Origin of the sequence: Chryseobacterium sp. JV558 (assembly GCF_033712365.1) — a bacterium.
Taxonomy (GTDB): Bacteria; Bacteroidota; Bacteroidia; order Flavobacteriales; family Weeksellaceae; genus Chryseobacterium.
Genome location: NZ_WJHU01000005.1, coordinates 188,690 through 212,798 on the forward strand (window position 1 = coordinate 188,690; position 24,109 = coordinate 212,798).

A 24,109-nucleotide genomic window follows, 5' to 3' on the forward strand; every position below is an offset into this window, starting at 1 on the left:
AATTAGTGAGCAAGATTTGCGAAGAAATCGTTGCCTTTATCATCGGAAATGATGAATGCGGGGAAGTCTTTTACTTCGATTTTTCTTACCGCTTCCATTCCTAATTCCGGGAAGTCTACTATATCTACAGACACAATATTGTCTTTGGCAAGAATAGCAGCCGGCCCTCCGATAGATCCAAGGTAGAAACCTCCGTATTTTCCGCAAGCATTGGTAACATCTTTACTTCTGTTTCCTTTTGCCAGCATGATCATACTTCCACCGTGGCTTTGGAATTCATCCACATAAACGTCCATTCTACCTGCAGTAGTAGGTCCGAAACTTCCTGAAGCCATTCCTTCCGGAGTTTTTGCAGGTCCTGCATAATAGATTGGGTGATTTTTGAAATATTCCGGCATTGGTTTTCCACTGTCGATGATTTCTTTGATTTTTGCGTGGGCGATATCTCTTGCTACGATTAATGTTCCGTTCAGTTTCAATCTTGTTTTGATTGGATATTTAGAAAGCTCAGCAAGAATTTCCGGCATTGGTTTATTCAGGTTAATCTCAACTGCTTCTTCCAGGTGTGGAGGGGTATCAGGTAAGAATCTTTTTGGATCCTGCTCCAACTGCTCAAGGAAGATCCCTTCTTTTGTGATTTTCCCCTTGATATTTCTGTCTGCTGAACAAGAAACCCCCATTCCTACAGGGCAAGATGCCGCGTGTCTCGGAAGTCTGATCACTCTTACATCATGCGTAAGGTATTTCCCCCCAAACTGAGCTCCGATGGCACTTTCCTGGCAGATTTTCTGAACTTTCGCTTCCCATTCAAGATCTCTGAATGCTTGTCCGGCCTCATTTCCTTCTGTCGGAAGATTGTCATAATATTTTGCTGAAGCTTTTTTTACAGTGGCAAGGTTTGCTTCTGCTGAAGTTCCTCCTATTACCAATGCTAAGTGGTAAGGCGGGCATGCAGCTGTTCCAAGGTCTGAAATTCTTTCTTTAACAAACTCTTCAAGAGATTTTTCATTTAATAAAGATTTCGTCTTTTGGTATAAGAATGTTTTATTGGCTGAACCTCCTCCTTTTGTTAAGAATAAAAATTCATAGTAATCTCCTTTTTTAGCATAGATATCAATCTGTGCAGGAAGGTTAGATCCTGAATTCTTCTCATCAAACATCGTTAAAGGAACTACCTGAGAATATCTTAGGTTTCTTTTCTGATAGGTATTGAAAATTCCTTTGCTTAGGTATTCCCCATCCTCTACTCCTGTGTATACATTTTCTCCTTTCTTTCCCATTACGATGGCTGTTCCCGTATCCTGGCATGAAGGAAGAGCTCCCTCAACAGCTACTGCAGCATTTTGTAAAAGGTTATAAGCAACGAATCTGTCGTTATCTGTAGCTTCAGGATCATCAATGATTCTTCTAAGGCTTTCCAGGTGTGAAGAACGAAGCATGAAAGAAACATCTGCCATAGCTTCTTCAGCTAATAGCTCCAGCCCTTTCGGATCAATCGCTAAAATTTCTCTGTCACCCAGTTTTTCAACCTTTACATAATCTGATGTAAGCTTCTTATACACCGTATCATCTTTCTGAATTGGATACGGATCCTGATATCTAAAGTCCATTCAATTTTTGTTTGTGCAAAAATACGGCTCATTAAAAAAAATATGAGTAAAATCAGTGATTTAAATTGATATTTATAATGATTATAAATTGCGGGTTTCTGAGTTTATAAGTACCTTTATAGGAGATAAATAAACGAAGCCAAAACATTATTTTTTTCATTAAACATGAATAATATCAACAATATGTATGGCTTCAGAATAAACAGATCATACAAATTTCAATCACAATGAATTACAGAATAGAAAAAGACACCATGGGAGAAGTGCAGGTACCTGCAGATAAGCTTTGGGGTGCACAGACGGAACGTTCCAGAAACAATTTTAAAATAGGACCTGAAGGTTCAATGCCGCATGAGATCATTGAGGCTTTTGCTTATTTAAAAAAGGCAGCTGCTTATACCAATGCTGATCTGGGAGTACTTCCTGTTGAAAAAAGAGATATGATCGCCAAGGTATGTGATGAAATTCTGGAAGGAAAACTGAATGATCAGTTTCCTTTGGTGATCTGGCAGACGGGTTCCGGAACACAGTCGAATATGAATATCAATGAAGTAGTTTCCAACAGGGCTCATGTGAATAATGGCGGAACATTGGGTGAAAAATCAGAGATCCACCCGAATGACGATGTTAACAAGTCCCAATCTTCCAATGATACGTATCCTACTGCCATGCATATTGCGGCTTACACAAAAGTAGTGGAAGTTACGATTCCGGCAGTGGAAAAATTAAAGAATACGCTGGCTGAAAAGTCAAAGGCGTTCAAAGATGTTGTAAAAATCGGAAGAACCCACCTGATGGATGCTACACCGCTTACTCTGGGACAGGAATTTTCCGGATATGTAGCACAGCTTGAATTCGGATTGAGAGCTTTAAGAAATACATTACCTCATCTTTCTGAGCTTGCTTTAGGCGGAACAGCTGTAGGAACCGGTTTGAATACTCCTAATGGTTATGATGTAAAGGTTGCTGAATATATTGCTCAGTTTACGAAACATCCTTTCATTACTGCTGAAAATAAATTTGAAGCGCTTGCAGCTCATGATGCTATTGTTGAAAGCCACGGTGCCTTGAAACAGCTTGCAGTTTCTTTATATAAAATTGCTCAGGATGTGAGACTTTTAGCTTCGGGACCTCGTTCCGGGATCGGGGAAATTCACATTCCTGAAAATGAACCGGGTTCTTCAATTATGCCAGGAAAAGTAAATCCTACTCAAAATGAAGCTTTAACAATGGTTTGCGCTCAGGTTTTAGGAAATGATACGACAATTTCATTTGCAGGAACTCAAGGGAATTATGAACTGAATGTTTTTAAACCGGTAATGGCTTACAATTTCCTTCAGTCTGCACAATTGATCGCTGATGCATGTATTTCTTTTAATGACCACTGTGCTGTAGGTATTGAACCGAATCATGAGAGAATTAAAGAGCTTGTAGACAAATCGTTAATGCTCGTTACTGCTTTGAATCCTCACATAGGATATGAAAATGCAGCTAAGATTGCTAAAACAGCCCATAAAAATGGAACGACTTTAAAAGAGGAAGCAATTAATCTTGGTTTGTTAACAGCTGAACAGTTTGACGAATGGGTAAAACCTGAAGATATGGTAGGAAGCTTAAAATAAAACGTTCTATCTCATCTATAACAAAACTCCGGGAAAGCTCCCGGAGTTTTTTGTTTACTATCAATGTTTATTTAATCTAATCCAATGGTTAAACCGAATATCAAGGCTTTATCATTTTTAAAATAACTGTCTTTAAAGAAATTGCTGAAATCTTTTTTAACAAATACACTGACGCTGTTATATGAGAAAGTAAGCTGAGCCCCATACACAAAAGGATTTACCTGATAATTTCCGCGGTCTCTGGTTTCACCATCATTCCCCTTTACAATATTGTTGGTAGACATTTTTACTCCTCCATATACATTGGCTCCTACTTTGAATCCTCTGTAATAGCTTCTGTACTGGATATCCATTCCTGCATTTTTAAGTTTGGAGAAGTTATACTGCATCCCAAGGGGAACAATAATATATCCTGTTCTCAGTTTACTTTTATCCAGATTTCCATTAGCCTTCGCTAAAGCAACTCCCTGATCGGCACTTCTTGTAAAAAGCATATTGTTATCTGCTCTTACTGTTCTCCAGGAGAATCCTAATCCTGAAATAACAGCCCACGGACTTGTTCTGCTAAGCTGATAATTCAGTTTCAGACCAAATTCCAGGTTATTGGCATATCCGATATTTTTATCCAGCTCATTATCAGGGGAACTGTTTGTCATAGTCATGATTCCATAAGAGAAATATCCTGTAAAGCTTCTGCTGGGACGGAACTTTTTCAACAGTTTTTCTTTAAGTTCTTCTTTGGAAGTAACATCTATATTCAAAAGGGAATATCTTACCTGCTTCTGAATAACATCATCCAGATCAAAGCCAAGTTCTTCAATTCTTTTATCCATTTTCTCAGAATAACGGTCTGCAATCTGAGCTTTTTCTCTGTCAAAATCTGCTTTATCAAGGTTTCTGGCCTGCAAAACGACAAGCTCATCTTCCATCAGCTTTTTTTCTTCCTGAATGATTGTGTTGATCTTAGTAGCATATTCTTCCACTTTTTCCTTTACAATCGGGCTTACTTCATTCTCTTTTTTAGAAGGTAAATTGATATTCAGGGTTCTTTGTGCATGGAATGATGCTGAAAATGAGCACAACAATCCCATTACGATTAATTTCTTGATCATAGTATTATTTTTTAATTTTTTACGGGTAAATTATCTGGCATTCAAATCAATAGTAGTAGCCACGTTGCTTCCATCTTTTGTTTTTTCAATCACATCTTTATGTTCCACTGAAAAAAGGAGTGTGGAGGGGTCAACATATTTTTTCTTTTTAACCGGAGTTTTTAAAGAATCGGCTTTTGCCAGAAGTTTAGGATTGGAAATCTGAGGAATCTCAAGTTTCTTTATACCGATTTCTCTGGGAATAAGTTTATTTTGACCTATTGCTACTGCAGAAATCACTTCTTCTTTTTCCTGGGAAGGCATTTTCTTTACTTCCTTCTTATCGTTATTCTGAACAGCCAGAGGTGAATTATGCTCAGCAGGATTTTTTATGATTTCATCTGCCTTATCCTTTTCTGTTTTCTTTACTATTTCAGGTTGAATTTCTGCGGGTTGATTAAGAAAAAACAGAACAGTTCCTAAACTCAATGTCAAAACCAAACAGGCAGCCACCAAAACCCAGTTCATTTGTAATTTGGGACGACTATTACTGTTGTTTTGAGCTTCAATTTCAGACCACAGATCCCGGGATGGAGCTATCTCTCTTTCTTCGATCTGTTTTTTTATCTGAAAGTCAATATTATCTTTAGACGTTTTCATTTTTCACTTTTTTTTGTTGTTGAAAGTAGATCTTTCTTAATTTTTCTTTTGCCCTGAACAATTGTGTTTTGCTGACAGCCATTGAAATCTGCAACGTATCAGCAATTTCCTGATGAGAATACCCTTCCAGCACATAGAGGTTAAAAACCATCCTGTAGGCATCGGGAAGCTGATCCAAAAGGTCCTGTGCATTAAAATCACAATCAATCTCCTGTTCATGGATATCTTCATGAAAAGATTGGTTGATCTCATCCAGGTAGAATACCGTTTTGTGACTTTTGATAAAATTCAGGCATTCATTCACGACAATTCTTCTTGCCCAGCTATCCAGGTTCGACTCTCCTCTGAAGCTTTCTATGTGTTTAAAAATTTTACAGAATGCTTTTATGAGACAATCTTCCGCCTGATACAAATCGCTCACATAGCTTTTGCTTACGCTCAGGAATCTCTTTACATTCTGTTCATAGAAAATCTTCTGTGCAGCCGGATCCTGTTTTTTCAGGAGGCTCAACAAATCATTCTTTTTATTTCCGAACAAAAGTTTCATGCTTATGCTGTTTCTATACTAAAGACAATCAAAACAAAAAAAGGTTACATTTTTTTGAAAAATATTTTTCTAATTAATATAATGAGTTGATTTTTTTTACTCAGAGTTACAAATTCTACCTCTTTCTTTATTTCAAATAATATGAGAATTCACTTAATTACCTATTTTTCGTGTTTCGTTTTTCCCTATATTAGGATAAAACTAATTTAAAACGAAAACCATGAAACATCTTAAAAAATTAAGAAGAGAGAACTTAAAAACAATAAAGGGAGGAGATACACCGCTTTGTAATATGTATCTGGTGCAATACAACGGATTTTATGCGTGCTGCAGCGTACCCACGACCAATCCCTGTGAATTGAAAAAAAGAGAATGCCTGGTGGAAAACGGCATGTGTGATTCATACAATCTGGGGAATCCGACATAGCTCCTCTAAAAAATAGCAGATAAAAAGGCTGTCTCAGAGTGAGGCAGCCTTTTCTATTTTATCCGGAGAATTCATCAAGCATATTCCTTGTAGGAACAAAGAAAAGCGTTCCTGTAACGGCTGTGCTGAAATCTAAAATTCTATCATAATTTCCTGGAGGATCACCTATAAACATATTCGTCAACATTTTTTTTGTCGTCGTGAATGTACTTGCATAAGCAATAAAATAGGTTCCGAACTCATTCTTAGAAGGACTTCCGAAAGGCATATTGTCTCTGACAATTTTCAATTCTTCTCCATTTTCACCTTCAACATTAGCTAAAGCAATATGTGAGTTGGAAGGTTTTACATCATCAGACATTTCAATATCATTTTCTTTTGATCTTCCGATTACTTTTTCCTGATCTTCTGTGGAAAGCCCTTTCCAGGCATCCATGTTGTGAAGGTATTTCTGAACAAAAAGGTAGCTTCCTCCTTTGTACTGAAGGTCCTCGTCTCCGATTTTTGCAAAGTAATCACGATCTTCACCATGAGGATTTTCAGTTCCGTCTACAAAGCCAAGAATGGAACGTGCATCCCAATATTTAAATCCATGAATTTCCAGAATACTTTCGGCTACTGAACTCAATAGCTTAGAAATTTCAATGGCCATGTCAAAAATCAGGCTGTTGTTATCTGCTCTTAAGTGAAAATGAAGATCTCCGGGAGTAGAAACAGCAGTATGCTTTGCTCCTTTTATTTCTTCAAAATTGATTAGCTCCTTTGGCAGTGGGGTCGGAAGTTCCAGTTTTCTCCATGCTTCAGCACCTATTCCCATTACACAGCTTGCTCTGCTGTCTGGAAAACGATTGAAAACGGAGTTATTAAGATTCAATACCAAAGCGCACAATTCCTGAAAAACGTCTTTCAGCTGTGGGCTGTCACTAAGCTTCCAGACCATGAAAATGGTATTGCTGTTTGGATAATCTGTTACATTTTGTGAGTCTATCGTATTCATCCCTCTTTTTTGAGGTATTAAATATCCGAAACAGAAACCTGATCTGCAAAATATTGTTCCAAATCTTTCAATGTTTCAGGATTGGTCTTAATATCTTTCACCATAAGGCCCTTATTCACCACCACAATTCTGTTGCAGACTTCCGTTGTATGGGAAAGATCATGGCTGGAAATCAGAAAAGTAACTCCATCCTGTTTTGATAATTCCTTGATCAGGTTTTTCAGCTTGATCTGGGTGGACGGATCGAGGTTGGCAAAAGGTTCATCCAGGATGATAATCTCAGGATTTCCAATAATTGCTCCTACGATACCTACTTTCTTTTGATTACCCTTTGACAGGTCACGGACATATTTCCCGGACTTCAGGATTTCACCATTGAAAAAGTCATGAAAAGGCTTCAGGAATTCATCTACTGATGCTTTGTTCTGACCTCTCAACTCTCCAAGAAAGTAAAAGTATTCTTCAGGAGTAAGATAGCCGATAAGGAAAGTATCGTCTACGAAGGCTGAAACTTTATTTTTCCATGCTTCAGATTCATTGACTTTAATTCCGTCAATGCTTACAGATCCTGTAGTAGCCTGAATCAAGTCCAGCATCAGACTGAAAAGGGTAGTTTTCCCAGCTCCGTTATTTCCTACAAGACCAAATGTTTCTCCGTTTGGTATTTCAAGCTGTTCGATGTTAAGAACAGTTGCTGTTCCGTATGTTTTAGATAAATTTTGTATGTTGATCATGGCTTAACCTATATTTTTAAATGCATCCAGTGTGCTGTATTTTTCTTTTTTATAAAGTTTTACAATGATATCGAAGATCTTTTCTCTCAGGAAAAACCCGATAATCCCGATAATAGCAATGCTTATCACTCCTCCGGTAATACCCCATAAATACTTTGTTAAGGCAAATACTCCCATTGGAAGAAGCATTTTCGGAATCAGCAAAAGCATAGCTACCATATTGAAGCTCCCTTTCTGTCCCAATCTTTTTTCTTTTGAATTAAGATCAATCTGAGTTTTATTGAAAGCTCCGGACCACAAGGTAAATTGAGAATTCACGCCAATATTATATAATCCTGCGGCAAAAAATGTAACGTAGACTTCCCAGCCGAAATAGGCATAACAAAGCGCTATAATGATAGAAACTCCTGTCACAATATTCATCAGCCACCATTTCGCTTTTAAATATTCTTTATAGGGAACATTCAGGGTCATCATCAATGGATAATAAGAACTGTCAAAAGCAGGTACTCTCTGACCAAACAAAAATTGAAAACCTCCTGTTACAAAAAGTCCCATCACCATCATCATTGCAGGTGTTTTGTACATTGAAGAAGTGAACATCAGCAATCCGTAGAACAGAAACATGAAGCTGCCCAGCAAAATTCCCTTGGGTACTTTATTGCGTCTCAGCATTTTAATATCGTTATTGATAAATGTTCCAATAACTCCATATTTATTCAGGAAAGCAATATTCTCTGTTTTCCCTACTGTTTTCTTGGCTTCAAGACCTTGATCCAAATAAAATTCATTACGAAGGTAACGGAAACATATCCACCACAGCATTACGAACAAAGCAACAGGTATCAGGGCAAAGTAAGGTTTCTCATAGAAGCTGAAGAAAACAGCTTCAGAATAAGAAAGAACCGGAATTATTTTATAATACCCCAGCATTCCTATGCCTAAAAAGCATACTCCTATGATCACGGCCAAGGTTTCTTTACCGTTGAAGAAAATGTTGATAAAATTATTCAGATAGAGCAATGAGATCACCCCTATAAGCCATACCAAAATTCCTAAGATATTATATCCGTTGAATACGGCAATCAATGAAAATGTGATAAAGAATAACGAACTCAGCCAGCTGAAAGCTGAAAGAAAGGTTTTGGCCAGCATATAATTGACCAGGGTATTCTTTCTGATGTTCATGGTAAGGAAGGGCTTAATATTCTGGGTAGGTATTTCCTGCCAGAGGTATTTCAGAACAAGATCAAGAATCCAGGCAACAATCATGAATTTTGAAACGACCTTCAAAGGATTCTGATGCATTTCCTCCTGCACGTAGAAAAAAGCAATAAAAGCCCCGCCTACAAGGCATCCCACGAAATAAAGTATTCCAATAAAACGGAGGATTTTCATGGTCAGATTGATCCCTAAAGATGTACCGCGAAAAAAGCTTTTGATTTCAAGCCTAAGGAACTTTAGAAACATATGTTAGTTTTTTACATTAGTAAATATAATGTAAAATATGTTACAAGTTTTTTAAAGAAAAATAGATTTTTTTAGTTATCCTATAAGTTCTTTTGCCTGTGCTAATGCGGCTTCTGTAATTTTGCTTCCAGAAAGTAACTGGGCAATTTCGTTCAGTTTCTCGTCGTCGCTCAAAGGAATTATAGTAGACTGTGTTTTGCCGGAAATATCCTGCTTTACCACTTTATAGTTGTCGTTTCCTTTTGCAGCAACCTGCGCCAGGTGTGAAATAACGATCAGCTGCATATCTTCAGACATCTCTCTCATAAGGTTTCCGATCTCTTCGGCAACTTTTCCTGAAACTCCGGTGTCAATTTCGTCCAGAATAAGAGTTGGAAGCTCATCACTTTCTGCAATAATCTTTTTTACAGCCAACATTACCCTTGATCTTTCACCTCCAGAAATAGCGGTCTGAATAGGTTTTAAAGGAAACCCAGAATTCGCCTGGAAAAGCAGCTGAATATTTTCTTTTCCAAACGGGTTGAATTCCTCAGCATCCTGCAGTTCTATATCAACTTTAGCTTTTTCAAGACCTAATTTTTTCAGAAGAGTTTCTGCTTTTTTGATGAAGACAGGAATATTTTTATGCCTGTTCTTTGAAAGCTTTGCAGCAAGACTTTGAAGTGCTTTTTCTTTTTGAGAAATATTCTCTTCTGTTGCTTCTATCTGTTCCTCCAGCTCAGAAGCTCCTCTCTGATCTCCTGACAGCTGGTTTCTGATCTCAATCAATTCATTAAGATCTGAAACATTATGTTTAAGAAATAAAGCGTTTATTTTATTATTAAGATCGGTAAGATGTACCAGATTTTCTGGATTGATTTCCACTTTTTCTGCGGTATGTTCCAGTTCAGAAATAATATCTTTCAGTTCTACAAAAGAGGTTTCCAGCCTTTCATCAAGCTCTGCGAAACTGGTAGAAACTTCAGAAATTTTGGAAAGCTTATGGGTAGCTTCATGAAAGAAAGACAAAATCCCTATTTCTTCCTGATGGAACCTGGACAGAATCTGACCTACGTTTTCGGAAATCATTCCTGCATTTTCCTGAATGGAAAGCTGGTTCTGAACATCTTCATAGTCTACATCATCAAGTTTCAGTTCTTCCAGTTCATTGAGTAAAAATTCTTTATAATCGCTTTCTTTATTGGCTTCTGATAATTGAGTTTTCAGTTTTTTCAACAGCAATTTCAAGGTTTGAAAGTCGGAAAAATCCTTCTGATACTCTTCAATAATTTTTTTGTTTTCAGAAAGTCCATCGATAATTTTAAACTGATATTCTGAGGTAAAAAGATTAGATGTTTCAAACTGGGAATGAATATCAATCAGCTGTGAGGAAAGCTCTTTAAGAATATCCAGCGTTACCGGCACGTCATTGATGAAGGCACGGGATTTTCCCGATGGCAGAATTTCTCTTCTTATAATTGTCTGAAGCTCGTAGTCAAGATCATTTTCGATAAAGAATTTCTTAAACTGGTTATTCAGCGAAAACTCAGTTTCCACCACGCTTTTTTCTTCAGATTTGGCAATGGATTTTACATCTGCTCTTTCTCCCAAAATAAGTCGGAGAGCCCCTAAAATAATAGATTTACCCGCACCCGTTTCACCGGTAATTACCTGTAAACCATTTTTAAGAGATACTTCAAGGGTATCTATCAGGGCAAAGTTTTTAATGTAAATTCTCGAAAGCATTGATAATCCGGGTTATGATCCAATTTGAGTTTGAACTGTAAAAATAAGTTTTTTTTTAATGAACTGAGAAAATGTTTACGTGCTTTCTGCTCATTAACATTTTTTTCATCTCTAACTTGTTATTAAGTTATTTCTCGAAAATTTTAAAGAGTTTCAATGGATTCCAATCTTACACTTTCCACTTATTCCATTTATTATCAATGTTTTTCGGAGAAAGAATAATCATCGTCTGTTTAAGATCATTAAGAATCAAACCTCCGTTATTTCCGGAATTGAATATATTGAAGATCTCATCACTTTTGGTATCGATGAACAGATTAAAGAAAAATGCCTGCTGAAATGTATTTTCATACATTTTTAATTGCATCAGGGCATCAAAAATCACTTTTTTCCCAGCAGTCTGATCCTGATTGAAAAGATTATCCATTCCGGCCCTGTGGTAAGTATAAATAGTAGAACGCAACTGGTTCCAGTTAGGGTTCATCACTTCATTGATCAATATAGAGCGGCTTCTTGGCTCATTGATGGTATTCCAGCCTTCATAGTTTTTGTTCTGGGAATTCTGCGCAATCTGCTGCGCTTTTGCATACCATTGAGACCCTCCCATAGATTGGAAACTATCTGCATCCAGCCCCAAAATAAGATAAATATAGAAACTGACTACATCCGTAAGATTTTTTCCTGAAAACTGTCTTTCATTAAAAATAAGACTTTCATTTTCAATATATTCAAAACCAAATCTCTGATCCTGAAGATTAATTAAAGGAGATTCGTAAGTCGTATTATAAACAGGACGCATAGCCTGAACAACAATAGATCCTTTGAATCTATTCCCATCTCTTTCTCCAATAACAACGGAAAAACCACATTTTATTTTTTCAAAATTCTGAAGCTTTTTCCCTGTCCAGCTGGTATTATTGATAAAGTCTCTGAGACTTTTTTCCAATGCTTTAAATGCCTGCTGGTTACTTCCTCCTACCTGTTGAGAGTTTACCTGAACGGTTGCCAACAGCTCTTGAGAAAAACTTTGGGTATATATAAAAAACAGAAAAAATAAGCTTATAATTTTTTTCATTGTCTATTAAAAATTGAGAACGGAAATTTATTAAAATTATTTTAAAAGTTGAGACTCAACAAAATTGAGAATATCTTTCGCTACATCATCTTTGGATTTCAGGTCGAATTCTTTTTTCTCCGTTTTGGTAAATATCCTTATTTTATTGGTATCATTCTTAAATCCGGCTCCTTCATCACGAAGAGAGTTCAACACAATCATATCCAGATTTTTCTTCTCCAGCTTTCCTTTTGCATTTTCCTCTTCATTTTGGGTCTCCAGGGCAAAACCTACCAAAAACTGGTGTGTTTTCTTTTCACCCATCGTTTTAAGGATATCCGGATTCTTAACCAGCTCAATGGTCAGGTTATCGTCATTTTTCTTGATCTTCTCTTTCGCCACTTCTTTTGGCGCGTAATCAGCCACCGCAGCACTTGCAATACCGATGTCTATGCTGTCATAAAATTCAAATACTTTTGCCAGCATTTCTTTTGCAGAAGTGACTTTATGAAGCTCAACATTGGGATCATTAATGGTTTGGAAACTCGGTCCTGAAATCAGAATCACTTTGGCTCCTCTTTTTGAAGCTTCTTCAGCCAGAGAAAATCCCATTTTTCCAGATGAATGATTTCCGATGAATCTTACCGGATCTATGGCTTCATAAGTAGGACCAGCCGTAATTAAAACTGTTTTTCCTTCAAGACTCTTGGAATGGCTGTTTGTTGTAAAATAATTTTCAACTGTATTAAAAATAGTTGACGGTTCTGCCATTCTTCCCTGCCCAATCAGTCCGCTTGCCAATTCACCATTTTCTGCAGGAATAATAATATGCTCAAAGCTTTGTGCAAGCTCCAGATTTTTCTTTGTGGATGGATGTACGTACATATCAAGATCCATCGCCGGAGCTATGAAAACCGGACATTTTGCAGACATATACGTTGCAATAACCAGATTATCACACATTCCGTGGACCATTTTAGACAGTGTATTGGCCGTACAGGGAGCTACAATCATCACATCTGCCCACAGTGCCATTTCCACATGACTGTTCCATGTTCCGTTATCACCATAAAATTCTGAATACACCGGCTTTTTGGATAGTGTAGACAGACTCAGTTTCGTCACAAAATGTTCTGCATCGGGGGTCATAATGACCTGTACTTCGGCACCTTTTTTCACAAAATCCCTTATCAAAAAATGAATTTTGTAGGCTGCAATTCCACCAGAGACGGCGATAAGTATCTTTTTACCGGAAACACTCATTGAGTTCTAATTTTTTGAAATACTAAAATACTTATTTTTTCCCACACAATCAGGCTTTAAAACAACAAAGGTCATAAAAGAACTAATTTCTTTTATGACCCTCATTTATAAAAAACACAGAAGATTATTTTCTTTCTTCTGTTTTTCTGAAATAAACATCTTCGTTTAACCACTCTTCAATAGCAATTGAAGTTGGCTTTGGAAGCTTTTCGTAATGTTTAGAGATCTCAATTTGCTCTCTGTTTTCGAAAACCTCTTCTAATGTAGAATTGTGAACGGCAAATTCATCCAATTTGTTGTGAAGTTCCGTACGGATCTCCGCATTGATTTGCTCTGCTCTCTTTCCCATGATAACAATAGCTTCATAGATTGAACCTACTTTATCTTCAATCTTATCTTTATCGTAAGTAATAGTATTTACTTCTGCTTTTGTATCTTTTACACTCATTTTGAGAAAATTATTTTTATTTTAAGATGGCAAATTTACGAATTATCTTTGAATTTTGAAAGTCGCTGCAGGAGGAGGGGTCTTAAGTGCTGCACTGTCCCTCTGTAACTGCATTGCTTTCTTTTCATTGCTAATCTGATCTTTAATTTGCTGTTCTGTTTTACCTTGATCAGCCAATTTTTCAGCTTCTTTTTTCTGTCTTGCTGTTAAAGCTGCAATTCTTGCATCCGTTTCTTTTTTAACGACAACAAAGTGTTCTTTTTCCTTTTCCAGTTTTTCTTTCAGATCTGTAGCTGTTTTAGAATATTCTGTATTAGGAAGCTCTTTCTCTACAAATCTTGTATACGTCAATGCACTTTCAATACGCTCTGCCTTAAGACCATAAATAGATTTCATTGCCAATTCATAGCGGGACTTCATGATATAATCATAAATTTTTGAACGAAGTTTTGTACTCGGAAAATCTTCCAAAACGTTTTCCAATGATACATTGGCCGCTTTATAATCACCCATTTTGAAGTATTGTCTTCCATTTTCATAGGCTTTAAACTCAAGCTTATAAGACAATTCATCAATTAACTGGCTGATATTTTTAGACCTTTCAGAGTTTGGATAATTGTTCAGGAAATCCTGAAGCTCATTGATCGCCAATTCTGTACTGGATTGGTCTAAGTTATAATCCATTGATCCTTCATAATAGCACAGTGCAGACATATAGGCTGCCTCTTCTGCTCTTGGATCTTTTGGAAAACTAACTGCAAAGTTTTTGAACTGGTGACCTGCCAGTTTATAACTCTTGTCATAATAGTTGGCATAAGCAGTGTTGAAACCTACATTAGGGAAATCATCTGTTCCTGCCACAAGATTTGCAAGTCTGTCATAAAGAGCCAATGCATTTTTCCACTTTTTCTTAGCGAAGTTTTCATTAGCTGCTTTCAAGATAAATTCTTTATCAGCACTCCTCATTGCTCTTTCCTGCTGGCTTACACAAGATGAAATCACCGCTACAGCAAAAAGACCTAAAATATATTTTTTCATATAAAAAGTTCAACAGTTTTCGGATTATACAGCCGATTTACTAATTTGCAAAAATATAACTTTTTTGTCAATAGATTTTTTTTTATGAATATTTAACGTAATTTTAGTCTGCAGCGTATCCCAAAATCGCAAAAACACTTAATAAAAGATTCATTCTCACTTTTTTTTCAGCTTCTTTGGTATATGTTTCTTCGTTTTTACTTGGAACATACAGCTCATAAAAGTTTTTATTCCTGATGACAAATAAAGTAGACCCAATAATCATGGTAAGAATATCTTCAGGCTTTGGGGTAAAAGTAAAAACTCCTGAAGCCACCCCTTTTTTAATTACTTCATCCAGTTTTTTCACAAATAATTGGTAGAAATCAAGCAATTCGTCTTTCAGGTTTTCTGTATGGCGAAGTTCCTGGGTAACAAACCCATGGAAATAATTATACTTGAACAGTTGAGAAACGATATATTTAATCATTTCCCGCATCTGCATTTCCGGTTTTCCATCTTTGATGGTATCTGCAAATTCTGAAAAATTCTCTCTGGTCTTCAGTACTCTGTACTGGTAGAGATAAGACATCATTTTCTCTTTAGACCCAAAGTAATAAGAGATCATGGCAACGTTAATATTTGCTTTGGAACAGATATCTCTTACAGAAGTTCCTTCATACCCTTTTTTTGCAATGAGCTCTTCTGCAATGTCCAGTATGTGAATCTGTTTTTCCGTAAATTTTTTTTTCATGAAGTGTACTTTGAGTAAAGTTAAGAAATTTTTAACACATTTATAAACGATCGTTTAATAATTTTAAATTAAATCTTAAAAATACTTATTTTTGAACATGAAATTTTTTGATTTTCATCATCATAAAAAATATATCAGAAACGGAATTTATAATCTGGAGAAAGAAATTCCGCCTGATTTCCCGTACTCTATTGGCATTCACCCAAATGATATTGATCGTAACAATATTGAACAGCAATTATCATGGATGAGAAGCATGATGTTTGAAAATTGTTTTGCTATTGGTGAATGCGGTCTGGATTCTTTGGTTTCTATAGATCAGAAAATTCAGGAGGAAGTTTTTTTAAGGCAGATAAAAATCGCAAATGAGGTAAAAAAGCCTCTGATTATTCATTGCGTAAGAAAATTTTATGAGGTTATTTCTTTTAAAAAGAAGGCCGAGCAGCCCATGATCATCCATGGTTTTAATAAAAAACGACAAATTGCTGAGGATCTTCTGAGCAATAATTTTTACCTGAGTTTTGGAAAAGCTGTTTTGTATAATTTATCTTTGCAGGATATTATAAAAAACACTCCATTAGACAGAATCTTTTTAGAAACTGATAATGAAGACTTTAACATTGAAGAATTGTACATTAAGATTTCAGAAATAAAAGCGATTTCTCTGGAACAACTGAATGAACAAATTTTGGAAAATTTACACTCAATAAAAAATGGATAAATACTGGCTGGAAAGAACTGAACTTTTGATTAAAGAAGAAGGATTAGATAGGCTGATCAAAGCGAATGTACTTGTTGTAGGTTTAGGCGGAGTAGGTTCTTTTGCCGCAGAATTTCTTGCGAGAGCCGGAGTAGGAAATATGACCATTGTGGATGGGGATACGGTAGATATTACCAACATCAACAGACAGCTGCCTGCTTTACACTCTACTGTCGGAAAACATAAGGTGGATGTTGTTGCTGAAAGGCTTCTTGATATCAATCCGCAGCTTAATTTAACGAAAATCAATGAATTCCTGAATCCGGAAAGAATGGATGAAGTGTTGGATTCTGCAAAATTTGATTATGTTTTGGACTGCATTGACAGCGTTACTCCAAAACTGTCTTTAATTATTGCTGCCAAAAGAAGAAGGATAAAAATCGTAAGCTCAATGGGAGCCGGCGGAAAAACCGATCCAAGTAAAGTATTGGTAAGAGATATCAGCAAAACCGAACACTGCCACCTTGCAAGACAGGTAAGAAAAAGGCTGAAAAAAGTAAAAATTGACAAAGGTGTCCGTTGTGTTTTTGCCAATGACATTCAAGATGAAGAAAGTTTGAAAATGACTGACGGAACCAATTATAAAAGATCTTTTTACGGAACAATAAGTTATATGCCTGCCATTTTCGGGTTGTACACGGCTTCAGAAGTGATTAATCATTTATTAAATCAGGATTAAATTTTACACTCCGTAAATGACAAACTCCAAATATCCCAGAGCGGAAAAGCTCAAAAAAAACACGGAAATCAGTTTGCTTTTTGACAAAGGCAAATGGAGAACCAGCGGAAATCTGAGAATCATTATTCTGAAAGACAAACCTAATCTTCCTGTAGAAATCTCCAGATTCGGGGTTTCTGTCTCTAAAAGATACTTTAAAAGAGCTGTGCACAGAAACCGCATCAAAAGATTGCTGAGGGAATGCTACCGTCTGAATAAGGATTTATTTAAACAATCCTTTGGAGAGAAAACAATGGCCATGCTATTTTGGGCATCTCCTGAAATGCCTCCGAAATTCCAGGATGTGGAAGCGCAGTTTATAAAGCTTTGTGAAGCTCAGAAAAAATAATTTTTCATTAGAATAAAAAGATCTGTGAGACGTTTTTTATCCCACAGATTTACACTGATCATTGTGTAAATACTTTATTTTTATTCTACAGTAAATCACAAATAGCGAAACTCAAAACTCGCATCCCATCTCATATTCCGGACTTAGAAATTAACAACTCTTAATATCATATACTTTTTGTAATTTAGGGAAAACAATAAATCTGAAAATTAATATGTTAGATAATATTCCCTATTTTTCTTATGTCATCAGTGCATTTATCGGGATTGGATTGGCAGCGGCTACGGGATTTCGGGTATTCCTCCCGATGTTTATCGTAAGTCTTGCTTCTTATTTTAACTGGATCCCTATGAATGAGCATTTTGAGTGGCTTGCGGGTCTTCCTACACTTATTATAACAGGAATTGCCACAGTGGCTGAGATCCTTGCTTATTACATCCCTTTTGTCGATCATTTGCTGGATACAGTCTCTATTCCCATGGCTACGGTAGCAGGATCTATATTATTTGCCAGCCAGTTTGCTGAACTGGGAACATTTCCACAATGGGCGCTGGCATTAATTGCGGGTGGAGGTACAGCAGCCACGATAAGCTCCGGATTTGCGGGAATACGAGCCGCTTCTACAGCAACAACCGGAGGATTGGGGAATTCTGTGGTAGGAACCACGGAAACAGCCGGCGCAGGCCTTATGTCTGTTCTAGCCATGGCAGCGCCAATTATTGCAGTAATTTTTGCAATAATTATATTAATTCTTGTTATTGTCTTTGGGCGGAGGGCCTGGAAAAAATTAAGAGGAAGTAAAAATAATCCACAGAATTTATAAATAAAAAAGGTACTGCTCTAAACGGTACCTTTTTCTTTTTAATTTTTACTTCTAAAGTCCTTAATATTCTGAATTTTAGATTCAAAATATTCTTTTTTCTCAGGACTCTTTTTGATTAATATTTCAAACGCTTTTATCGCTTTTGTGTATAGTTTCTGTTCAAAATAAAGATTGGCCAACGTTTCTGTCATCAAATGGGAGATATCGTCATTCTTTTCTTTAACAACATAGGAACTTTCTTCTTTTAACTGGCTGATTCTAGGGTTATTTTCCAGGAAGGTTTCAATAGCCTTTTCTTTGATTTCTGATTTTTCCTTTTCAACTTCTTCAGTTCTGTCAATCTTAAGCCAGCTTTGCCAGGTATTGATAAAACCGGGAACATTACTGTCTAATGTTGACTGTGTTGTATTCTTCATAGTAACTTCCTGTATTTTCTCTACAGGCTCTTCTTTCTGCTTTTCTTCCACCTTAAGGGTAGAAATATCGGTTCCAAAGAAAGAAACATTCATCACCGGAACTTCTTCTTTTGCATCCGTTTTATCAGCATTTTCTTCGGATGCTTCAACAGGGGCAGGATGATCTTCAATAACTTCTACATTATCTTCTACTGCAGGCAGAGTATCTTCCTGAGCAATTTCTGTAACAACGTCAACTGTTTCAGATGGAGCTTCAATTTCAATTACCGGTTCCTCCGCAGGGATAATTTCTGCTATGGGAACTTTTATTTCAGGAACTGATGTTGCAGCTGATTTATTGATTAAAGAATCCGGCATATTGGATTCCACACTCATTGGCTTCCATGCGGACTGAACTTCAGGGACTTCTTCTTTTTCTTTTTCTTCTGCAGCTTCAACCTTAGCTTCTTCTACAGGTAATTGATCTTCAACAATTTCTTCCTGTACCGGCTCTTCTTTGATTTCCTCAGGCTTTTCTTCATTTGTTGACCAGAAATGGAAATTCTGGGTTTCAGCGAAGCTAATTTCATGATCTCCAGCTGTCTCAGACTCTGTCTTTTCTTCTTGAGCAACAGGTTTAGCCTCCTTCATCTTTTTCTCAACTTCTTCAATCAGACGTCTCATTTCCTCTTCATGCTTATTCACATGAGGTTGGGAAACTTCAGCTGTTTCAGAGATTTCATCGTTGTTAGCCTGGATTTTAACATCTGGCATGAATGATTCCGTGCCATGGAAGCTTACTTCAGCATCGGATAATTCTACTAAAGGTACTTCTTCATTACCTTTTGCATCTTCTTTTTCAGCAGAAATCTGATCTTCGTCGATAATGGCTTCTGGTGTAAAATTTTCACCAGCATTCTCTTCTACTTCAGCTTGTATTTCTTCTTGCTGAGCAGACTCTTCTTTAGAAACAGTTATAGTTTCATTAGCTGTTGATTCTGCTTTTACAGGTTCTTCAGCTACTTCTTCAATATTTTCTTCAGGAACTAAAGGAGCGATCTCATGGAAACTGATATTTTCTTCATCATCAATCTTCTCTTCTTCTTTTTCTGAAGAAATCTGATCTTCAGGAATAATAGTTTCTGGGGTAAAGTCTTCCTCTGATTTCTCTACTTCAGATGGTATCTCTTCTATTTGTTCGGTAACAGGTTCTGTTGCAGTTTCAGTCTTTTGGGTTACCAAAGTTCCTGATTCAAGAGTAGATTCAATATCTATCGTTTCAGAATTTTGTTCATCAAGGAAATTTTCTTCTCCTTCAAATAAAATTCTGTTTCGTTCACCGTTTACATAGATAGGTTCAAGCTGTTGTAAAGTTGGTATTACACATGCGTTTCCTTGCTCCTCTTCCTGTTTCTCCAAGGAAACTTCTTCCTCTCTTTTAAGAGGAAAAGATTTACTTTTAGGGGCAAATTGAACCGGTTTTTCAATTGTTTTGGAAGGAATCTTCTCTTCAACAACTTCTGGTTTAGCCTCCTGGATGATCTTCCCGTTGATCAGTTGATATAAAATCTTTTTATCAGTAGTATATGCTGCTGTTATAGAAAGCTCTTTCTGATAATTTTCTTTTTCGTACAGATGCACCCCATAGAGATGAAGCGCCCTGATATTTTGAATATAAGGAAAAGTGTGAATCTCTTCTTTCAAAAGACTAAGGTCTTCTGACTGAATATTTTTCGGATTTTTTATTAATTCTAAAACTCTCGGATTCATCTTACCAATTCGCTACAATGTCGTTAAATATCTTATTAATAATTCTATCTGTTACCAGCTTTACCTGCTGGTCTTCGATTTGACTTAGTGATACATCACTGTTGAAAGCTGCTTCATCGGAATAGGTTCTGTCAAAACTTGCATCTGGATGAATTTTATTTTCATAATGTACTTTCACTGTAATCGTAAGTTTATTCTGTGCCTGCTGAATGACTCCACCAGAAGGATTGGTCTGGGTATTGGAGCTGATGGTAGTAGGAGTAATTGAATAGTCGGTAATTTCCCCTTCTATCAGGATATCAGGATTTTCTTTTGTTCCTTTTAAAGTTGTTCTCTGAAGGAATCTATTTTGTATTGCTGTAGAAAACTGTTGAGATAATGCAGGATTTACAAGGGGTGCATTATTAGGAAATTCATTGATCTGAACAGTTTTTTCATCTGTAAGAGATGATCCTGTAAAGCTGTAACATGAGTTTAGAACTCCCAGCACAGCAAAAAGTATCCCCGTCAGTAATGACTGTTTCAGACTGATATTTTTAATTTTAAAATTCATTTTTAGATCCAATTTCAGTAATTTCATCATACTCAATTTGTTGCATAGCATCTTCATAAGCAAAATAGTTTGCTGTGTATAAAAACGGCAGGGTAAGAAAAAGTCCTATCCCACAGGCAACAACACCAATCTGAGCTAAAATACTCACTACTAATGAGAAAAGAAAAATTGACAATAGATTTCCCTTGGTCATTACTTTTGAGATATTCCAAGCTTCTTTTATTTCTTTAACTCCTTTAAGACTGATTAATGGAATGATATAAAAGCCTTTCAATACAAAGTAATATATCGCCGCAATCAATAAAAACACATAAGGAATCATAAAAAGTCCAACCATCGGGTTAGGTTCACTACGTTCTGATATTGCCCCTGATATACCCAGGACAGCAAATAAAGGAATGTAAAGCAGTAAAACACCTCCAAAAATAATTAACTGCAACATAAAGTAAGGCATGAAGTCTTTAAAATCAAAGATATCTCCGGGACTTGCCGGCTGATTTCGGCTTAGCCTTTGAAGGTACTTGTATAAATTACCCATTGCCAACAGTCCGCAGAACGGAATAATTGACATGATAAAGCACACTAAAAATGCTATAAAAATATTCCCGAAATCTTTCTTTAAAAGTTCGAAACCTTTATTAATATATTCTCCGAGTTTAAAATTGATCGGCTTAGGTGTTAAATTTACTTTCATTATTGATGTTGTGCTTAATCTTCCAGGTTATATTGTTTTATTTTTCTGTATAAAGTTCTTTGTGAGATTCCCAGCTCATCTGCGGCTCTGTTTCTGCGTCCCTTATGCTTCTCCAATGCTTTAATAATCAGATCTTTTTCGTTATTCTGAAGAGAAAGTGATTCTGGTCTGTTTTCTTCCACTTCGATATCTTCAATATCTTCATAACTGTCTTCAGGAGTTGAGATAATCGTAGGCGTCTGAACTACTGGTGCATCATTACTATTATCAAAATATAATAAAGATCCAGAGTTTACCTGTGGCTGACTTTCAGGGGTATAAATCCTGTTGATCAGGTTTTTCTCATGGTTACTCAAATCTGCTGTTCCTCTGTTCTTAATCAATTCCGAAGTTAAGGATTTTAAATCATTAATATCATTCCTCATATCGAATAGAATTTTATACATGATTTCTCTTTCGCTTCCGAAATCGTTTTGCTTAGGAGCATTTTGAGTATTTACCACCATTGGAAGGTGGGTTTCCATAGGAATATACTCTGCAAGTTTCTCAGCCGTTATATTTCTGTTTCTTTCCACAACAGTCATCTGCTCCACTAAGTTTCTTAGTTGACGGATATTCCCTGGGAAAGAATAGCTTTCTATGTAATGAACAGCACTCTGTTCCAGCTCTAACTCCGGCATTCTGTACTTTTCTGCAAAGTCTATGGCAAACTTTCTGAACAGCAAATGGATATCTCCTTTTCTTTCTCTCAAAGGCGGCATATCAATCTGAACAGTATTCAAACGGTAATATAAATCCTCACGGAATCTTCCGTCATGGATGGCTTTCATCATATTAACGTTGGTAGCTGCTACAATTCTCACATTGGTTTTCTGTACCTGCGAAGAACCTACTTTCATAAATTCACCACTTTCCAGCACTCTCAAAAGACGAACCTGTGTCTGAAGTGGAAGTTCTCCTACCTCATCCAAAAAGATGGTTCCGCCATCTGCAACTTCAAAATATCCTTTTCTTGTAGCGGTAGCACCGGTAAAAGCTCCTTTTTCGTGCCCAAAAAGCTCAGAGTCTATTGTTCCTTCGGGAATTGCACCACAGTTTACCACAATGTAGGGCTGATGCTTTCTTTTGGATTCTGAATGAATGATTTTCGGAATAAATTCTTTTCCAACTCCACTTTCCCCAATTACCAGAACAGAAATATCTGTAGGGGCAACCTGAATAGATTTTTCCAGTGCCCGGTTGAGTGCCGGAAAGTTTCCGATAATTCCGAAACGGTTTTTTATGTTTTGTAACTCGTTGCTCATAAGTAAATTTTTGATTATTGATTTAATGTTAATCTTCTACAGCTCTTCAATTTCCTTTCTGTAGACTTTGTTAAAATGATGAGTGTAGACATCTTTCATGGTCTTCCCTTCGTCATACGTTTGTAAGGCTAACATTTTTAAATCTAAATAATCTTTGTTTCTTATCTTAGAAACTTTACTCTTAAAGTATATGTTCTCGGCAAAGTTGTATTCTTTGCTTTGTTTTTCAAAATTTTCCAGGGCTTTGTCATATCTGCCCAGTTCGAAATACGTAACTCCCAACTGGTAATGATCAAACATTCCTTTTACATAACCTCTGGCTTCCAGAAGGCTTTCTATAATCCCTGCTGCTTTTTCTTTCTGTCCTAATGCGCTGTAAGACATTGCTCTTACCACGTCTAGATTATAATCTCCGTTCTGAGATCTTCCCAGGTCTCCGGGATAATATTTTTTTAACCCCTCTAAATCCAGAATGGCTCCTTTGTAGTCTCTTAAAAACTGAAACTTGGTCCAGCCTCTGTAGCCAAGGTGCATTTGAGGATCTAAAGCAACTGCTTTATCAATTAAAATTTTCCAGGTTACAAAATCTCCGTTCTTAAGATAGGGAACGGCTTTTTCCATATAAGCATGGGAGAAGTCGGGACACAGTTCAATCGCTTTATCAAAGCCTTCCTGAGATTCCGCATATCCTTGTAAATCTGAAGCCCAGTTGTATAACTCGCACGCTTTTTTGCAGTTCTCACCCTCTACTGCATTACAGTTGACCTGTGCAATAGTATTGGTGTAAACTATAAGTAACAAAAAGCTAAGGTAATACCTCTGAAACTTTTCCATTTTCAATTTTATAGGTTAAATACTGATAATAATCTACTTTTAAACCTTTTATCTCTTTCGGCATCCAGCCATCAAGTGATTTTGTAAACTTCAGCAGCTTATTTTCCAATTCTTCATCCAGAACAATTTCTTTCAGATCCGGGCTCATATGCTGTAATCTGAACAGTCCTGTCTTTCCTTCACAATTTACTAAAAATCTTACGGTAATATAACCGTTGATTTTCTTTTCAGAATATATATTTTCTTTTTTAAGTTTTTCTGTGATCGCAATCTTTTCTCCTTTATAGCCATATTCCTTTGTACCTTGATAGTATTGAAAGCTGAAATGTCCCCATTTTTCTGAACCACACTTTTTAAAATCAGCATCATCCAGTTTTTTATCAAACTCGATATCTCCTACAGTACCGGGATATTTTTTTACATTTTCTGTCTGACAGGATGCCAGAGCAAACGAAAACATAGCAAAAAGATAAACTGCTTTGATCAAAAC

At 36.5% G+C, this 24,109-nt stretch carries 25 protein-coding genes; 6 read left to right on the top strand and 19 right to left on the bottom strand.

Annotation, left to right across the window (positions count from 1 at the left end; translation table 11 throughout):
• Positions 1-2 precede the first annotated feature (2 nt).
• The gene (locus GFU89_RS18095; RefSeq protein ID WP_318848470.1) at positions 3-1,610 is read right to left on the bottom strand and encodes a fumarate hydratase; all 1,608 of its coding nucleotides are present in this window, start codon (positions 1,608-1,610) and stop codon (positions 3-5) included.
• Between the two features lie 227 nt (positions 1,611-1,837).
• On the opposite strand from GFU89_RS18095, the gene fumC reads away from it, so the two are divergent.
• Entirely contained in the window at positions 1,838-3,232 is a 1,395-nt protein-coding gene (gene fumC / locus GFU89_RS18100; RefSeq protein WP_318848471.1) for a class II fumarate hydratase, read from the top strand.
• A 71-nt stretch (positions 3,233-3,303) separates the two neighbouring features.
• On the opposite strand, the gene GFU89_RS18105 is transcribed toward fumC, so the two are convergent.
• From GFU89_RS18105 to GFU89_RS18115, 3 genes are read right to left on the bottom strand one after another with little or no spacing between them, the layout of a single operon-like run.
• Positions 3,304-4,344: a porin family protein gene (locus tag GFU89_RS18105; protein WP_318848472.1), complete on the bottom strand. Its 1,041-nt coding sequence runs from the start codon at positions 4,342-4,344 to the stop codon at positions 3,304-3,306.
• Positions 4,345-4,374: 30 nt separating this feature from the next.
• Positions 4,375-4,983 carry a hypothetical protein gene (locus GFU89_RS18110; protein WP_318848473.1) on the bottom strand — a complete coding sequence of 203 codons (609 nt, stop codon included), beginning with the start codon at positions 4,981-4,983 and terminating at the stop codon, positions 4,375-4,377.
• Entirely contained in the window at positions 4,970-5,530 is a 561-nt protein-coding gene (locus tag GFU89_RS18115) for an RNA polymerase sigma factor (RefSeq protein ID WP_318848474.1), read from the bottom strand. Before GFU89_RS18115 ends, GFU89_RS18110 begins: the two co-directional genes overlap by 14 nt.
• Positions 5,531-5,750: 220 nt before the next feature.
• Here GFU89_RS18115 and GFU89_RS18120 point away from each other — a divergent pair, with 220 nt between their 5' ends.
• Positions 5,751-5,957, top strand: a complete 207-nt coding sequence (locus GFU89_RS18120; RefSeq protein WP_318848475.1) for a bacteriocin-like protein — start codon at positions 5,751-5,753, stop codon at positions 5,955-5,957.
• Positions 5,958-6,015: 58 nt separating this feature from the next.
• On the opposite strand, the gene GFU89_RS18125 is transcribed toward GFU89_RS18120, so the two are convergent.
• The 9 genes from GFU89_RS18125 to GFU89_RS18165 all read right to left on the bottom strand — a co-directional run bounded on the left by GFU89_RS18125 (position 6,016) and on the right by GFU89_RS18165 (position 15,419).
• On the bottom strand, positions 6,016-6,954 hold the full coding sequence (locus tag GFU89_RS18125; protein ID WP_318848476.1) for a Dyp-type peroxidase: 939 nt from the start codon (positions 6,952-6,954) through the stop codon (positions 6,016-6,018).
• Positions 6,955-6,971: 17 nt separating this feature from the next.
• Positions 6,972-7,688 (bottom strand): ABC transporter ATP-binding protein, encoded by a 717-nt coding sequence (locus GFU89_RS18130; RefSeq protein ID WP_318848477.1) that lies wholly within the window; start codon positions 7,686-7,688, stop codon positions 6,972-6,974.
• A 3-nt stretch (positions 7,689-7,691) separates the two neighbouring features.
• Complete coding sequence (locus tag GFU89_RS18135; protein WP_318848478.1) at positions 7,692-9,158, bottom strand: DUF5687 family protein; 1,467 nt, start codon at positions 9,156-9,158, stop codon at positions 7,692-7,694.
• 75 nt (positions 9,159-9,233) lie between these two features.
• Positions 9,234-10,883, bottom strand: coding sequence for a DNA repair protein RecN (locus GFU89_RS18140; protein WP_318848479.1), 1,650 nt, complete (start codon positions 10,881-10,883; stop codon positions 9,234-9,236).
• A gap of 169 nt (positions 10,884-11,052) precedes the next feature.
• A complete protein-coding gene (locus GFU89_RS18145) occupies positions 11,053-11,958 on the bottom strand; it encodes a DUF4835 family protein (protein ID WP_318848480.1) in 906 nt (301 codons plus the stop codon).
• Positions 11,959-11,994: 36 nt separating this feature from the next.
• Positions 11,995-13,200, bottom strand: coding sequence for a bifunctional phosphopantothenoylcysteine decarboxylase/phosphopantothenate--cysteine ligase CoaBC (gene coaBC, locus GFU89_RS18150; RefSeq protein ID WP_318848481.1), 1,206 nt, complete (start codon positions 13,198-13,200; stop codon positions 11,995-11,997).
• Between the two features lie 124 nt (positions 13,201-13,324).
• Positions 13,325-13,648 (bottom strand): DNA-directed RNA polymerase subunit omega, encoded by a 324-nt coding sequence (locus tag GFU89_RS18155; protein ID WP_034681463.1) that lies wholly within the window; start codon positions 13,646-13,648, stop codon positions 13,325-13,327.
• Positions 13,649-13,690: 42 nt separating this feature from the next.
• Complete coding sequence (locus tag GFU89_RS18160) at positions 13,691-14,686, bottom strand: outer membrane protein assembly factor BamD (protein ID WP_318848482.1); 996 nt, start codon at positions 14,684-14,686, stop codon at positions 13,691-13,693.
• A 103-nt stretch (positions 14,687-14,789) separates the two neighbouring features.
• Positions 14,790-15,419 carry a TetR/AcrR family transcriptional regulator gene (locus GFU89_RS18165; protein WP_027372956.1) on the bottom strand — a complete coding sequence of 210 codons (630 nt, stop codon included), beginning with the start codon at positions 15,417-15,419 and terminating at the stop codon, positions 14,790-14,792.
• Between the two features lie 97 nt (positions 15,420-15,516).
• Between GFU89_RS18165 and GFU89_RS18170 the strand changes: the two genes are divergently transcribed.
• From GFU89_RS18170 to GFU89_RS18185, 4 genes are all read left to right on the top strand, one after another.
• Positions 15,517-16,140 (top strand): TatD family hydrolase, encoded by a 624-nt coding sequence (locus GFU89_RS18170; protein ID WP_318848483.1) that lies wholly within the window; start codon positions 15,517-15,519, stop codon positions 16,138-16,140.
• Complete coding sequence (locus tag GFU89_RS18175) at positions 16,133-16,858, top strand: tRNA threonylcarbamoyladenosine dehydratase (RefSeq protein WP_318848484.1); 726 nt, start codon at positions 16,133-16,135, stop codon at positions 16,856-16,858. The genes GFU89_RS18170 and GFU89_RS18175 overlap by 8 nt, the downstream gene beginning before the upstream one ends.
• 16 nt (positions 16,859-16,874) lie before the next feature.
• Complete coding sequence (gene rnpA / locus GFU89_RS18180; RefSeq protein WP_318848485.1) at positions 16,875-17,246, top strand: ribonuclease P protein component; 372 nt, start codon at positions 16,875-16,877, stop codon at positions 17,244-17,246.
• Positions 17,247-17,460: 214 nt separating this feature from the next.
• Positions 17,461-18,069 (top strand): DUF4126 domain-containing protein, encoded by a 609-nt coding sequence (locus tag GFU89_RS18185; RefSeq protein ID WP_318848486.1) that lies wholly within the window; start codon positions 17,461-17,463, stop codon positions 18,067-18,069.
• 38 nt (positions 18,070-18,107) lie between these two features.
• Here the strand turns inward: GFU89_RS18185 and GFU89_RS18190 are convergent, their stop codons facing one another.
• The 6 genes from GFU89_RS18190 to GFU89_RS18215 are packed head-to-tail and all read right to left on the bottom strand — an operon-like array spanning position 18,108 to position 24,106.
• Positions 18,108-20,234, bottom strand: a complete 2,127-nt coding sequence (locus GFU89_RS18190) for a hypothetical protein (RefSeq protein WP_318848487.1) — start codon at positions 20,232-20,234, stop codon at positions 18,108-18,110.
• Position 20,235: 1 nt separating this feature from the next.
• Positions 20,236-20,787 (bottom strand): LptE family protein, encoded by a 552-nt coding sequence (locus GFU89_RS18195; protein WP_318848488.1) that lies wholly within the window; start codon positions 20,785-20,787, stop codon positions 20,236-20,238.
• Positions 20,777-21,481: a hypothetical protein gene (locus GFU89_RS18200; protein WP_318848489.1), complete on the bottom strand. Its 705-nt coding sequence runs from the start codon at positions 21,479-21,481 to the stop codon at positions 20,777-20,779. The genes GFU89_RS18195 and GFU89_RS18200 overlap by 11 nt, the downstream gene beginning before the upstream one ends.
• A gap of 14 nt (positions 21,482-21,495) precedes the next feature.
• Positions 21,496-22,785 (bottom strand): sigma-54 dependent transcriptional regulator, encoded by a 1,290-nt coding sequence (locus GFU89_RS18205; protein WP_318848490.1) that lies wholly within the window; start codon positions 22,783-22,785, stop codon positions 21,496-21,498.
• 36 nt (positions 22,786-22,821) lie between these two features.
• On the bottom strand, positions 22,822-23,619 hold the full coding sequence (locus GFU89_RS18210) for a tetratricopeptide repeat protein (RefSeq protein WP_318848491.1): 798 nt from the start codon (positions 23,617-23,619) through the stop codon (positions 22,822-22,824).
• Complete coding sequence (locus tag GFU89_RS18215) at positions 23,591-24,106, bottom strand: hypothetical protein (RefSeq protein WP_318848492.1); 516 nt, start codon at positions 24,104-24,106, stop codon at positions 23,591-23,593. Before GFU89_RS18215 ends, GFU89_RS18210 begins: the two co-directional genes overlap by 29 nt.
• Positions 24,107-24,109: the final 3 nt, after the last annotated feature.

What these genes read in the sequence shown, in the direction of transcription:
- GFU89_RS18095 (WP_318848470.1), bottom strand. Translation starts at nt 1,610, where the DNA reads ATGGACTTTAGATATCAGGATCCGTATCCAATTCAGAAAGATGATACG.
- fumC (WP_318848471.1), top strand. Translation starts at nt 1,838, where the DNA reads ATGAATTACAGAATAGAAAAAGACACCATGGGAGAAGTGCAGGTACCT.
- GFU89_RS18105 (WP_318848472.1), bottom strand. Translation starts at nt 4,344, where the DNA reads ATGATCAAGAAATTAATCGTAATGGGATTGTTGTGCTCATTTTCAGCA.
- GFU89_RS18110 (WP_318848473.1), bottom strand. Translation starts at nt 4,983, where the DNA reads ATGAAAACGTCTAAAGATAATATTGACTTTCAGATAAAAAAACAGATC.
- GFU89_RS18115 (WP_318848474.1), bottom strand. Translation starts at nt 5,530, where the DNA reads ATGAAACTTTTGTTCGGAAATAAAAAGAATGATTTGTTGAGCCTCCTG.
- GFU89_RS18120 (WP_318848475.1), top strand. Translation starts at nt 5,751, where the DNA reads ATGAAACATCTTAAAAAATTAAGAAGAGAGAACTTAAAAACAATAAAG.
- GFU89_RS18125 (WP_318848476.1), bottom strand. Translation starts at nt 6,954, where the DNA reads ATGAATACGATAGACTCACAAAATGTAACAGATTATCCAAACAGCAAT.
- GFU89_RS18130 (WP_318848477.1), bottom strand. Translation starts at nt 7,688, where the DNA reads ATGATCAACATACAAAATTTATCTAAAACATACGGAACAGCAACTGTT.
- GFU89_RS18135 (WP_318848478.1), bottom strand. Translation starts at nt 9,158, where the DNA reads ATGTTTCTAAAGTTCCTTAGGCTTGAAATCAAAAGCTTTTTTCGCGGT.
- GFU89_RS18140 (WP_318848479.1), bottom strand. Translation starts at nt 10,883, where the DNA reads ATGCTTTCGAGAATTTACATTAAAAACTTTGCCCTGATAGATACCCTT.
- GFU89_RS18145 (WP_318848480.1), bottom strand. Translation starts at nt 11,958, where the DNA reads ATGAAAAAAATTATAAGCTTATTTTTTCTGTTTTTTATATATACCCAA.
- coaBC (WP_318848481.1), bottom strand. Translation starts at nt 13,200, where the DNA reads ATGAGTGTTTCCGGTAAAAAGATACTTATCGCCGTCTCTGGTGGAATT.
- GFU89_RS18155 (WP_034681463.1), bottom strand. Translation starts at nt 13,648, where the DNA reads ATGAGTGTAAAAGATACAAAAGCAGAAGTAAATACTATTACTTACGAT.
- GFU89_RS18160 (WP_318848482.1), bottom strand. Translation starts at nt 14,686, where the DNA reads ATGAAAAAATATATTTTAGGTCTTTTTGCTGTAGCGGTGATTTCATCT.
- GFU89_RS18165 (WP_027372956.1), bottom strand. Translation starts at nt 15,419, where the DNA reads ATGAAAAAAAAATTTACGGAAAAACAGATTCACATACTGGACATTGCA.
- GFU89_RS18170 (WP_318848483.1), top strand. Translation starts at nt 15,517, where the DNA reads ATGAAATTTTTTGATTTTCATCATCATAAAAAATATATCAGAAACGGA.
- GFU89_RS18175 (WP_318848484.1), top strand. Translation starts at nt 16,133, where the DNA reads ATGGATAAATACTGGCTGGAAAGAACTGAACTTTTGATTAAAGAAGAA.
- rnpA (WP_318848485.1), top strand. Translation starts at nt 16,875, where the DNA reads ATGACAAACTCCAAATATCCCAGAGCGGAAAAGCTCAAAAAAAACACG.
- GFU89_RS18185 (WP_318848486.1), top strand. Translation starts at nt 17,461, where the DNA reads ATGTTAGATAATATTCCCTATTTTTCTTATGTCATCAGTGCATTTATC.
- GFU89_RS18190 (WP_318848487.1), bottom strand. Translation starts at nt 20,234, where the DNA reads ATGAATCCGAGAGTTTTAGAATTAATAAAAAATCCGAAAAATATTCAG.
- GFU89_RS18195 (WP_318848488.1), bottom strand. Translation starts at nt 20,787, where the DNA reads ATGAATTTTAAAATTAAAAATATCAGTCTGAAACAGTCATTACTGACG.
- GFU89_RS18200 (WP_318848489.1), bottom strand. Translation starts at nt 21,481, where the DNA reads ATGAAAGTAAATTTAACACCTAAGCCGATCAATTTTAAACTCGGAGAA.
- GFU89_RS18205 (WP_318848490.1), bottom strand. Translation starts at nt 22,785, where the DNA reads ATGAGCAACGAGTTACAAAACATAAAAAACCGTTTCGGAATTATCGGA.
- GFU89_RS18210 (WP_318848491.1), bottom strand. Translation starts at nt 23,619, where the DNA reads ATGGAAAAGTTTCAGAGGTATTACCTTAGCTTTTTGTTACTTATAGTT.